Raw genomic sequence first — 12,431 nt, forward strand, 5'->3', positions numbered from 1 at the left:
GGGGATTGGGAGAAATGGTAGTTGGGATCGTACTAGCGGCAGTTGTCATACTACTTTTACTTATTACGGTAGTAAAATGGCATCCATTTGTCGCATTAATTTTAACAGCAATTGGTGTAGGATTAGCAATGGGAATGCCTTTAATTGGAACTTCACCAAAAGATCCAGGGATTATTGATTCTATTAAACTAGGGCTTGGTAATACATTAGGGTTTTTAGCGATAGTTTTAGCACTAGGAACGATGCTTGGAAAAATGATGGCCGAATCTGGTGGTGCTGAACGTATCGCTAACACATTAATTAATCGTTTTGGGAAGAAACGAGTTCACTGGGCGATGATGTTCGTTGCATTTTTAGTAGGGATTCCGGTATTTTTCCAAGTTGGATTTGTACTATTAATTCCGTTAGTATTTACAATTGCGTTAGAAACTGGGGTATCACTTATTACAATTGGTATTCCGCTAGTAGCAGGACTGTCAGTCGTACACGGACTTGTTCCACCGCATCCAGCGGCAATGGCGGCAGTTGGTATTTTTAAAGCAGATGTAGGGAAGACAATTTTATATGCGTTAATTGTCGGACTTCCAACTGCAATTATTTCAGGTCCACTTTACGGGAAATGGATTGGTGCTCGTATACATAAGGAAGTACCATTAGATATAGCGGAGCAATTTGTTGAAAAAGATAATAAAAAAGAGCTTCCTAGCTTTTGGAATACATTGTTTACAATTTTACTTCCCGTATTTCTTATGCTTGGTGCATCAATAGCAGAAGTTGCATTAAATAAAACGAGTCAATTAGCACAAGTATTACACTTTATTGGAGATCCGATTGTGGCTTTATTAATTGCAACCATTTACTCTTTCTTTAGTCTTGGATATGCAAAAGGTTTCTCAAAAGATAAAGTGTTACAATTTACAAATGATTGCCTTGGACCTATTGCAAACATATTGTTAGTGATTGGTGCAGGCGGCGCATTTAATAAAGTATTATTAGATTCTGGAATTGGAACGACAATTGCAGATATGGCGAAAGAATCACATATTTCACCGATATTATTAGGGTGGGGAATTGCGGCACTAATCCGAATTGCAACTGGATCGGCAACTGTTTCTATGATGACAGCAGCTGGTATTGTTGCGCCGATTGCAGCAAGCACACCAGGTGTAAATGTTGAATTATTAGCACTTGCAACTGGTGCAGGGTCATTAATTTTATCACATGTGAATGATTCAGGATTTTGGATGATTAAAGAGTATTTCGGAATGACTGTGAAAGAAACATTATTAACATGGACTGCAATGGAGACTATATTATCTGTAGTAGCACTTGGGCTAATTTCGATATTAAATATATTTGTATAGAATAGGAGATTGATTAATATGAAACTAGGTTTAATTGGATTAGGAAAAATGGGATTCCCATTAGCTGAACACTTATATGAAGACAAGCATGAAGTAGTTGTATACGATGTAAATAAAGAGCTTGTTGAAAAGGCAGGAAAACTAGGAATTACTGCACGTCATACATTAAAAGAAATGATTGCTGAACTAGAAGCTCCTCGTACAATTTGGGTAATGGTGCCTGCAGGAGAAGTTGTAGAGTCAGTACTAAAAGATGTATATCCATTATTAGATGAAAGTGATATCGTTATTGAAGGCGGAAATTCATTCTATAAAGATACGTTACGCCGTGCTGAAGAAGCAAAAAGCTTCGGATTACATTATGTAGATATCGGTACATCAGGCGGTGTAGAAGGAGCTAGATACGGTGCTTGCTTAATGGTTGGTGGAGAAAAAGAAATTTACGACCAATTAGAACCTTTATTTAAAGATTTAGCAGTAGAAAATGGCTATTCTTATGCTGGCCGTGTTGGTAGTGGTCATTTCTTAAAAATGGTTCATAACGGTATTGAGTACGGCATGATGCAAGCAATCGCTGAAGGATTTGAAGTACTAGATAAGAGTGACTTTGATTTCAATTATGAAGATGTTGCAAAAGTATGGGCTAACGGATCAGTTATCCGTGGTTGGTTAATGGACTTAACTGAAAAAGCATTTGCAGAAGATCCGAAACTAGATGGCATTAAAGGTGTAATGAACTCTTCAGGAGAAGGAAAATGGACTGTTGAAACTGCACTTGAACTTCAAGCTGCAGCACCAGTTATCGCTATGTCATTATTTATGCGCTATCGTTCTCAGGAAGATGATACATTCCATGGAAAAGTAGTTTCAGCATTACGTAATCAGTTCGGTGGACATGAAGTTGTGAAAAAATAAGGATGTTTTTAAAAAGAAACTTGTGTATAAGCGCAAGTTTCTTTTTTATAGTTTAAGAAATTACTAATTTAAAAATACCAATCAATCATCGTTTTTTTGTCACAAATGATAGCTTCAACGTTCATTGAATGAACAATATATTCTATATTTTCTTCTTTAGCTAATAATAAGGTTGTAAAGGAATCGTATATACTCATAAACGCATACTCATTATCTTCGCCAGTAATAATTAACTCATTATTGCTAATGTCCCAAATATCTAATGGAGTAGTATTATTTACCTGTAATAATCCGTTTGTATCAAGAATTGGTCCAGAGAAATATAGATTTTTTGCACCTTTAGAACCGAGGAGTTTAAGTAATTTGTGTAATAAAAATATAGACGTATAATCTTCTGTTGGATAATAAAGATCTTTTTTTAAGTTTGAATGTAGCTTTTCAGCTAAATCCTCTCTTTTATATTCTTCTGAAAGGGCACTAATGGAAGTCAACATGGCCATTGCTAGGTCTGCGTATGAATGTAATCCACTACAAGACATCATTTCCTTCCAAGAAACGGATTTCCCATTATAAATGATTTCTTCAGCGCTAGGATAGATGTGCTCATATGGTCTTTTTCTCACAGACTTTTCCCATCCTAAAGGCATTTGGATAAAAGGATGTAGCAATATAGCTGCAGATTTAAAGTTTCTTGGTAGTTGTTCTAAAATTGGTGATTTGTCATCTAGCCAAATGTAATCCAACAAAATATAACCTCCTCTTAGACTTTGAAATGTACGGATTCCCGTATTATGTTTTTTGTATTGATTGTATCAAATATAAAGCGAAGCATGAAATATGTCCCAACATAAAAGTAAGAATAAATAAAATGAAGTTTTCATAAATAGTAAAAGGGTGCTTATGTCATCAGTATAGCTAAGAAATGTTGTTACATATGAGAAGAGCGTGTTAATAAAATATGAGGTGGTTAAATGGGAAATGAGCAAGTGAAGTCTGTAAAGGAAGAAAAAAAGTTATGTCTTTGTATGATCGTTAAAAATGAGTCTAGAATTATGGAAAGATGTTTAAATGCAACAAAATCAATTGTAGACTTTGTTTCTATTTGTGATACTGGATCGACGGATAATACGCCTGAAATTATTGAAAATTGGTGTAAGGAAAATGAGATACCTGGGACGGTTCATCATGAGCCGTTTAAAAACTTTGGTTATAACAGAAGCTTAGCTGTTTCGTTAGCGCAAAAAACATACCCAGAAGCAGATTATTTATTAATATTAGATGCGGATATGATTTTAGAGGTTGATCCGAATTTCGATAAAACGAGCTTAACGGAAGATCATTATCTTACATTACAATATGATGTTCATATTAAATATTGGCTTACACGTCTTTTAAAAGCTTCTTTACCATGGAAATCTGTCGGTGTTACTCATGAGTATTGGGATATAGATCGTTCAAAAGTTGGAGCGAATTACAATACGAGGGTAGCTCGGTTAGAGACTCTTGTCGTGAATGATCCCGGAGATGGCGGGAGCAAAGCTGATAAATTTGAAAGAGATGAGAGGTTGTTGTTACAGGGAATAAACGACCCAGAAACAACGCCAGATTTGCATATAAGATATTTATTTTATTTAGCTCAGACTTATTTTCATTTAAGTCAATTTGAGAATTCAATTAAATGGTATAAAAAACGTGTGGAAGCAGGAGGATGGGTTGAAGAGGTATTCTATTCGTTATTGCGAATAGGATTTTGTTATGAGCAGTTAGCAAATCGTTCAGCAAATAAACAAAATGAAGTGACAGATGCTGATGAAAAACTGTTAAAGGGCAAGAAGAGCAATATTTAGCATTAGCTGTTTTTTATTTTCAAAAAGCTTGGGAATATAGACCAACCCGGGCTGAACCATTATACCAACTTGCAAGGTTGTATCGATTACGATCTCAAAACAATATTGCTTTGATGTATGCTCTGCAAGGGAAGGAAATTCCTTTTCCAAAGGATGATCTACTATTTGTAGATTATCATGTGTATGATTACTTATTTGACTATGAAATTTCTATTAGTGCTTTCTATATACCTCATAAAAAACATTTAGGGGCGGTGTCGCAAAAGTATTTGGAATCGATAAAAGAAAAGATTCCATTTCATATAGCAAATATAGTAGAGAATAATGCGAAATTTTATTAAATACATTTTCGATTAAAGGAGTAGTGGAGTAATCATGGAATTAATGCGATGGGCGATTGAACTAGGAGAATCGGTGCATGGAAATACGTATGAAGAATTGATGCCACTACTAGACTATTATTATGATCGTGATCATTTAAAAGCGTATTGTATCGCAAATCTTCTTTTAAACATGGATGTATTAGATGAAGATCGGGAAAGAATCGAATTAAGAAGATGCATCGCTGCTTATTATGCTGGATTATATAAAGTAGCAAGAAAACATGCAAATGAGTTGGTACTTAAACATCCAGATGTAGATCTATATAAAAATAATTTAAGATTAATGGAAGTTTATTTGAATAAAGAATATGATTATTGTCTTTTTATATGCCCAAAGACATACGGTAGTTTCATAGATGTTGCGCGAGCTTTAAAGTGGAGATTGGAGCAGGAGGGAAATACAGTAATTATATCAGAAACAATACTGGAAAATGTAAAGAATACAGTTGTTTTTGGAGCCCATACATACGCATATAACCCGAACCTTCTTCCGAAAGATGCAATTATTTATAATTTAGAACAGCTATACGAAGGAAGTCCATATGCGCATCCCCTTTATTTAATATTATTAAAAGATAGAGTGATTTGGGATTATAGTAAACAAAATATAGAATGGCTTAAACAAAAAGGGGTAGGAAAAGAAATAAAACATGTAGAAATGAACTATGCTCCAACTTTGGAAATAAAAAAAGATGCGTTTGAAGATGAGATTATTGAAGATATTGATATTCTGTTTATAGGTGCTCTTAATCCGAGGCGACAAGCTATTTTTGATCATCTAAAAGCGATTGCCCCGAATTTAAATATAGTTTTTAAAAATAATGCGTGGGGAATTGTTCGAAATGAATTGATTGCTAGAGCTAAAATTATATTAAATATTCATTTTTACTTATCAGGAATTCTTGAAACACCTCGCGTATCTTATGCAGTCGCAAATAAGAAATTTATTATTTCCGAAAATAGTAATCCAGAAGATGAGGTAGAGTGGCCAGGAATTGTATTTACTCCGTACGAAAAAATAATTGAAAACGTAATGAAATATATAGAATTACCAGAAGAACGGAAAAGATTAGCGGAAAAAGCATATAATCATTTTGAAGCAAATAAAAGTTTAGGTACATTGAGCATGAGAGATGAATCAAAGTAATTGTACGAAACTCATACGAAAGTATGAGTTCTTTTTTGTTTATCATACTATTTTATGAAACAAGTTAACTCTTTATATTGTGTTTTGTATAGAAATTTCTGATAATATATAAGTAGAACTTGAAAACAAAGGGGAGAAATAATCATGAAACTAGTCGTTATTAACGGTACACCAAGAAAATTTGGTAGAACTCGCGTGGTGGCAAAATATATTGCGGATCAATTTGAAGGGGAATTATATGATTTAGCAATTGAGGAGTTACCTTTATACAATGGAGAAGAGTCGCAACGTGATTTAGAGGCAGTAAAAAAATTAAAAACGTTAGTGAAAGCTGCGGATGGGGTTGTATTATGTACACCAGAATATCATAATGCGATGAGCGGTGCGCTGAAAAACTCTTTAGATTACTTAAGTAGTAGTGAATTTATTCATAAACCAGTTGCGTTGTTAGCGGTTGCTGGTGGCGGTAAAGGTGGAATAAATGCATTAAACAGCATGCGAACGGTCGCTAGAGGTGTTTATGCAAATGCAATTCCAAAACAAGTTGTGCTTGATGGATTACATGTGCAAGATGGTGAACTTGGGGAAGATGCAAAACCATTAATTCATGATGTAGTTAAAGAATTGAAAGCATATATGAGCGTATATAAAGAGGTGAAAAAACAACTAGGAGTGGAGTGATATGTCCTCACTTTATCATGATTCTCGCTTGTATTACATTCTAGGAGCCAATAGTCTATCTGCTATTGGTTCCGGAATTGTTATGATAACGATTCCTTGGCTGTTAATTAAAGAGAGTGGAGGAGAGACAACATTTGGTTATGTTTCTATCATTGCAACCCTCATTATGTTTTTATTAACACCATTCATTGGGCAAAGTATTGATCGTTTTTCAAGAAAATCTTTATTGCTATGTAATGAAGGAATCGGAATAGCCGTAATCGGAATAATGGTTATATGGGGATTTGCTGGGCAACCTTATCATTCTATTCACTATATTCTTATTTATATAGCCGGATCATTCTACTATTTATTATTTTATCCTACAATATTTGCGTTCAACCAAGAGATATTTCAAGCAGAACATTATAAAAGTTTAAGTGGAACGATGGAAATACAAGGACAGTTAACACAAGTTATTTCTGGAGCGGCCGCGAGCTTCTTAATTGAAATTGTATCTTTGAAGTGGATTTTGTTAGTAGATATGTTAACTTTTGCTGGAGCATTTTTTCTTTTCTTATGTATACCGTACGTAAAGAAAAAAGAAGTGAAAAGAAAAATAACATTTAAGAAGCAATTGTTTGAAGGAATTCACTTTATGAAAAAACGTCCTAAGCTCTTTTGGTTCTTACTGGCCACTTATATGCCGTTTATAGGTGTTATGATGGCAAATTATTTAATACCAGTTTATATTTCGGATATACTTAAAGCCAATGCCTCTGTATACGCAATAGAGGGGATGATGTACGGTGTTGGAGCGGTTGTTGCAGGAATCTGTATTCCACTCATAATGAAATATATCAAAACAGAAGTTTCAATCGTTATGACGATGTTCATTTATGTAATTTCAATTACCGCAATGATTATTGAACCTTCGGTAATTTTCTTATATGGACTTGCAATTTTTCATGCAGTTGGAAATGCGGGTACAAGAGTGGCGAGAAATGTATTGATGATGGAGGAAATTCCAAACGAAGTAATGGGACGTGTAGACAGCTTATTTCGCCTAATTGGTACTGGAATACGAATTGTATTATTAATGCTGTTTACAGCGGGTGTATCTAAAGCCGGAGTAATGCTTCCGTTTTACGTATTAAGTTGCATATTGATCTTCTCATTAGGAATCGCTATTTATTATGTACTATCACAACGTAAAGTAGCGGCGAATGTTTCTAATAAATCAATCGTTTAAAAAAACACTTCTGCCGCCCTTTCTTTTTCTGTATAATAAAAAGAAAGGGAGTGCAAACTTATTTATGAACAAATGGATCTTTCTTATCATTTTATTATTACCGCCACTATACATCATTTATATGACGTTTAGAATGAACAAAGTTGCTCGTGAAAAGTTGAGCTATCACTCTCCGTACGTTCTTATACTGGGTGCAAAGTTATTTGGAGATAGACCGTCTTTATCTCTTCAAAATCGTTTGGATGTAGCGTTGGAGTATTTATTTTCACATCCTGAAGCGAAAGTAATTGTTTCAGGTGGTCAAGGAGAAGATGAAGATATACCGGAAGCTCACAGCATGAGAAACTATTTAATGGTACACGGTATAGATGAGAGTCGTATTTTAATAGAAGATCAATCTACAAATACGTATGAAAACTTAAAGTTTAGTATGGATTTATATAATGTGAAACATGCGGTAGTTGTAAGTAATACGTATCATTTATATCGAACGAAAATAATTGCAAAGCGTTTAGGCATGAAGATGGAGGCACTAGCTGCTGAAACACCAATTCGTTCTAAGAGAAAAATGTATGTTCGCGAATATGCTGCTATTATGAAAACAATATTGTTCGACCGTTAGAGCTCAAATGTGAGCTCTTTTTTAATTTAAAAGCGTATCATTTGAAATGAATGCCATATTCCATCAAAATAAAGGAAACAACATTAAAGGAGTTGTATTTGTGATTCAATTTAATCATGTGTCAAAATCGTATGAAGATGGCACGAAAGCAGTGGATTCATTGCATTTAGAAATTAAAAAGGGAGAATTTTTTGTTCTCATCGGTCCGAGTGGATGCGGGAAAACAACGACAATGAAGATGATTAATCGTTTAATCGAAACGACTGAAGGATCGATTTTAATCGATGGAAAAGATATTCAACAATATAATATAAACGAATTACGTTGGGATATAGGATACGTGTTGCAACAGATTGCTTTGTTTCCTCATATGACAATTGCTGAAAATATTGCAGTTGTTCCTGAAATGAGGCAATGGAGCAAAAAAGAAATTAAAGCACGCGTCGATGAATTGTTACATATGGTTGGATTAGATCCGGATATTTATCGAAATCGTATGCCTGATGAATTGTCAGGAGGACAAAAACAACGTGTCGGTGTCGTGCGAGCATTAGCTGCAAACCCGAAAATCGTTCTTATGGATGAACCATTTAGTGCGTTAGATCCATTAAGTAGGGAACAGCTTCAGAAGGATATTGTACAGTTGCAAAAAAAGATTCAAAAAACAATCGTATTCGTAACACATGATATGCAAGAAGCATTATCACTTGGAGATCGCATTTGTATTATGAAAGAAGGAAAAGTTGTTCAACTAGATACACCAGAAGGAATTATACATAATCCGAAAAATGAATTTGTAGAGGAATTCATTGGAAATCGTGGGCGAACTTGGTATGAGGGGAAAAGTATAGCAGATGTATTGCCGCTCGATCAAAGTGTGCAATTAGAAGGGCAGGCGCTATCATTACATTCTTCTTTACACGAAGCGTTAGTTCGTGTGCGTGATGAGGAGGTCGTTCCAGTTGAAAAAAACGGTCAATATATTGGAACGTTAACAAGTCGTCATATTGTCAATTACATTGTTGAACAAATGAAGGAAAGAGGCTAAACAGTGACTAATTTTATACAAACGTTCCAAGAACGAAAAATAGAATTACTAACTGCATTAAGTGAGCATTTACAAATATCGCTTATTTCATTATTTTTTGCAGTAATTATAGCGGTGCCACTTGGCATCTTATTAACAAGAAAAGAACGAATGGCTGAATTTATAATAGGAACTTCTGCAGTAATGCAGACAGTGCCATCACTTGCATTACTCGGACTATTAATTCCATTAGTAGGAATCGGAAAACTTCCAGCGATTATCGCATTAGTTGTGTATGCACTATTACCTATTTTACGAAATACATATACAGGAATAAGGGAATTAGATGAATCTCTAATAGAAGCCGCGAAAGCTATGGGGATGAATAGTTGGAGAAGATTGTGGAAGGTAGAACTTCCTCTTGCATTGCCTATCATTATGGCTGGTATTCGTACAGCGATGGTATTAATTGTTGGAACGGCTACATTAGCAGCTCTCATTGGTGCTGGTGGGCTCGGTAAGCTTATACTATTAGGTATAGATCGAAATGATCATGCACTTATCATTTTAGGGGCCGTACCAGCCGCGTTACTCGCTTTATTCTTTGATATAGTACTTCGCATACTTGAACGACCGAAACGCTCTTCTAAGCGTGTTATATTGACGATATGTATTGTTTGTATAATGATTGCTTCTCCATTTCTTTGGAGTACAGAAAAGAAAGATATTGTTATTGCGGGCAAACTTGGATCAGAACCTGAAATTTTAATTCAAATGTATAAGCAGCTTATTGAACAAGATACAGATTTACACGTACAATTAAAACCAGGTCTTGGAAAAACAGCATTTGTATTTGAAGCGTTGAAATCAGGGGAAGTAGATATATACCCAGAATTTTCAGGAACAGCTTTATCTACTTTCGTGAAAGAAGAACCAAAGAGTACAAATCGTGATGAAGTATATGAGCAGGCTCGCATTGGAATGGAAAAGAAATATAATATGATTATGTTGAAGCCAATGGAGTATAACAATACATATGCACTAGCTATGCCGAAAAAAATAGCAGATCAAAAGAATATAAATACAATTTCTGATTTAGGGAATGTTGCGCAGGAAGCCAAAGTAGGATTTACATTGGAATTTGCTGATCGTGAAGATGGTTATAAAGGAATGCAAAAATTATATAACTATAAGTTCTCGAATGTTAAAACGATGGAGCCGAAGCTGCGTTATAGCGCAATTGAATCTGGAGATGTTAACGTAATTGATGCATATTCAACAGATAGTGAATTGGAGCAATACGGACTGAAAGTGCTGAAAGATGATAAAGGGTTATTCCCACCTTATCAAGGAGCACCATTATTAAGAAAAGAAACGTTACAGAAATATCCTGAACTTGAAAAGGTATTAAATAAATTATCTGGAAAGATTACAGATGAAGAAATGCGAAAAATGAATTATGAAGTTAACGTAAATGGTAAAAGTAGTGAAGAAGTCGCAAAACAATTTTTACAAAAAGAGAAGTTACTTCGTTAAATTTACAAGAAATATACAAATTTATATGTTTGAAATGACCGTTCATTACAAAATGAGCGGTTTTTTTGTGCATACTTATACATTTTTTCAAAAAAGTATTCCATTTTTGCTCATTTTCTTTTAGAATAAGTAATGTTTTCCTGAAAAAATATAAGAGAAACGTCTATTAGAGAAAAAGGTGACTTTAATAGTTGAACGAACATAACACCTAGAATGACAGATGGGGTGGTACAAATAGAAAAGAAGTTAGGATTTTTTCCATTAATCGCATTAGTAGTTGGAACAATGGTTGGTGGCGGTGTTTTTAGTTTACCGCATGATTTAGCAGTAGGAGCAAACAGTGGTGCAATAATAATTGGCTGGTGTATTACAGCAATGGGAATGATTCCACTTGCGCTCGTATATCAAACGTTAGCAAGACAAAAACCGGAACTTGAAGGTGGAATTTATAGTTATGCACGTGCTGGTTTCGGTGAATACATTGGATTTAATAGTGCTTGGGGATATTGGCTAGCAGGAATCTTAGGTAATGTCGCAACAATTATGTTACTGTTTAGTACATTAGGTTATTTCTTTCCAATTTTTAAAGGAGGAAATAATGTTGCGTCTATCGTTGGGGCATCACTTTTATTATGGACACTTCATTTTTTAATTTTATTTGGAATCCGTGAAGCTTCTATTATGAATGTGATCGCAACAATAGGGAAGTTAGTTCCAATCGTTTTATTTATTGTTGTAATGGTAACAGCCTTTCGCTGGGACACATTTACACATGATTTTTGGGGAGAAGGAACGATCTCACTTTCCGCTATACTTGGTCAAGTGAAAAATACAATGCTTGTAACACTTTGGGTTTTCATTGGAGTTGAAGGAGCGGTTGTATTATCTGGAAGAGCGAAGAATAGTCGAGATGTTGGTAAGGCAACAGTATTGGGACTTATTTTAGTAATGTCCATTTATATTTTAATTTCTGTCCTGTCAATGGGAGCTATGACAAGAGGCGAACTTTCTGTGTTAGAAACTCCGTCAATGGGACATGTATTAGAGCACGTTGTTGGTCCATGGGGTGCAGTTGCGATTAACATCGGATTAGTTGCTTCACTTGTCGGTACATTAATTGGCTGGTTTTTACTTGTTTCTGAAATTTCTCATGTAGCAGGAAAAGATGGCGTATTTCCGAGAGTCTTTACGAAAACAAATAAGAAGCAAACACCGCACATGGCATTATGGATTTCAAATGGTGTTGCCCAAATTATATTTATCATCGTTTTGTTTTCGGAATCAACATATCAAATTATGTATTTCATTGCATCAACATCAATTTTATTACCATATTTATTATCAGCGTTATTCCAATTTAAATTAGTCATTACAAACGAGTTAAAAGACGCTAAATTAAAAAACGGAGCGTTAGCTTTAATTGCTTCTATTTACTCTGTATGGCTTCTTTATGCAGCTGGTTTAAAGAATTTACTACTCGTTTCAATTGTGTATGGAATTGGAATTATTGTTTACACGTTTGCAAGAAAAGAACAAGGGAACCGTTGCTTTGTAGGTGCAGAGAAGTATGTGATGTGGGCAATTATTGTTGCGGCTATCACATCCATATATATGTTATTAACTGGAAATATAAAAATGTAAAAAGTCCTTTTCATTTAAAGGGCTTTTTTCTTTGTTT

Annotated in this window: 10 protein-coding genes and 1 pseudogene; 10 read left to right on the forward strand and 1 reads right to left on the reverse strand. The window is 34.7% G+C overall.

Annotated features, from left to right (window positions below):
* The first annotated feature begins 14 nt into the window (after positions 1-14).
* Together MR168_RS14060 and gnd are read left to right on the forward strand one after the other, a co-directional pair.
* Complete coding sequence (locus MR168_RS14060) at positions 15-1,364, forward strand: GntP family permease (protein ID WP_000260208.1); 1,350 nt, start codon at positions 15-17, stop codon at positions 1,362-1,364.
* An 18-nt stretch (positions 1,365-1,382) separates the two neighbouring features.
* Positions 1,383-2,279, forward strand: a complete 897-nt coding sequence (gene gnd / locus MR168_RS14065; RefSeq protein WP_086412216.1) for a phosphogluconate dehydrogenase (NAD(+)-dependent, decarboxylating) — start codon at positions 1,383-1,385, stop codon at positions 2,277-2,279.
* 68 nt (positions 2,280-2,347) lie between these two features.
* Here the strand turns inward: gnd and MR168_RS14070 are convergent, their stop codons facing one another.
* Positions 2,348-3,025, reverse strand: coding sequence for a DUF2711 domain-containing protein (locus MR168_RS14070; RefSeq protein WP_348980672.1), 678 nt, complete (start codon positions 3,023-3,025; stop codon positions 2,348-2,350).
* Positions 3,026-3,250: 225 nt separating this feature from the next.
* Here MR168_RS14070 and MR168_RS14075 point away from each other — a divergent pair.
* The 8 genes and pseudogenes from MR168_RS14075 to MR168_RS14110 all read left to right on the forward strand — a co-directional run bounded on the left by MR168_RS14075 (position 3,251) and on the right by MR168_RS14110 (position 12,394).
* Positions 3,251-4,467, forward strand: a pseudogene (locus tag MR168_RS14075) (tetratricopeptide repeat-containing glycosyltransferase).
* 34 nt (positions 4,468-4,501) lie between these two features.
* Positions 4,502-5,656, forward strand: a complete 1,155-nt coding sequence (locus MR168_RS14080; protein ID WP_086412218.1) for a CgeB family protein — start codon at positions 4,502-4,504, stop codon at positions 5,654-5,656.
* Positions 5,657-5,800: 144 nt separating this feature from the next.
* Positions 5,801-6,337 carry an NADPH-dependent FMN reductase gene (locus tag MR168_RS14085; RefSeq protein ID WP_000780355.1) on the forward strand — a complete coding sequence of 179 codons (537 nt, stop codon included), beginning with the start codon at positions 5,801-5,803 and terminating at the stop codon, positions 6,335-6,337.
* A 1-nt stretch (position 6,338) separates the two neighbouring features.
* Positions 6,339-7,568 (forward strand): MFS transporter, encoded by a 1,230-nt coding sequence (locus MR168_RS14090; protein ID WP_000097159.1) that lies wholly within the window; start codon positions 6,339-6,341, stop codon positions 7,566-7,568.
* Positions 7,569-7,632: 64 nt separating this feature from the next.
* Positions 7,633-8,190 carry a YdcF family protein gene (locus MR168_RS14095; protein WP_001045713.1) on the forward strand — a complete coding sequence of 186 codons (558 nt, stop codon included), beginning with the start codon at positions 7,633-7,635 and terminating at the stop codon, positions 8,188-8,190.
* A gap of 100 nt (positions 8,191-8,290) precedes the next feature.
* Positions 8,291-9,238 carry an ABC transporter ATP-binding protein gene (locus MR168_RS14100; RefSeq protein ID WP_000614084.1) on the forward strand — a complete coding sequence of 316 codons (948 nt, stop codon included), beginning with the start codon at positions 8,291-8,293 and terminating at the stop codon, positions 9,236-9,238.
* A gap of 3 nt (positions 9,239-9,241) precedes the next feature.
* Positions 9,242-10,753 carry an ABC transporter permease/substrate-binding protein gene (locus tag MR168_RS14105; protein WP_000181014.1) on the forward strand — a complete coding sequence of 504 codons (1,512 nt, stop codon included), beginning with the start codon at positions 9,242-9,244 and terminating at the stop codon, positions 10,751-10,753.
* 213 nt (positions 10,754-10,966) lie between these two features.
* The gene (locus MR168_RS14110) at positions 10,967-12,394 is read left to right on the forward strand and encodes a basic amino acid/polyamine antiporter (RefSeq protein WP_000129451.1); all 1,428 of its coding nucleotides are present in this window, start codon (positions 10,967-10,969) and stop codon (positions 12,392-12,394) included.
* Positions 12,395-12,431: the final 37 nt, after the last annotated feature.

It is taken from the genome of Bacillus cereus group sp. BfR-BA-01356 (assembly GCF_022663635.1).
Taxonomy (GTDB): domain Bacteria; phylum Bacillota; class Bacilli; order Bacillales; family Bacillaceae_G; genus Bacillus_A; species Bacillus_A cereus.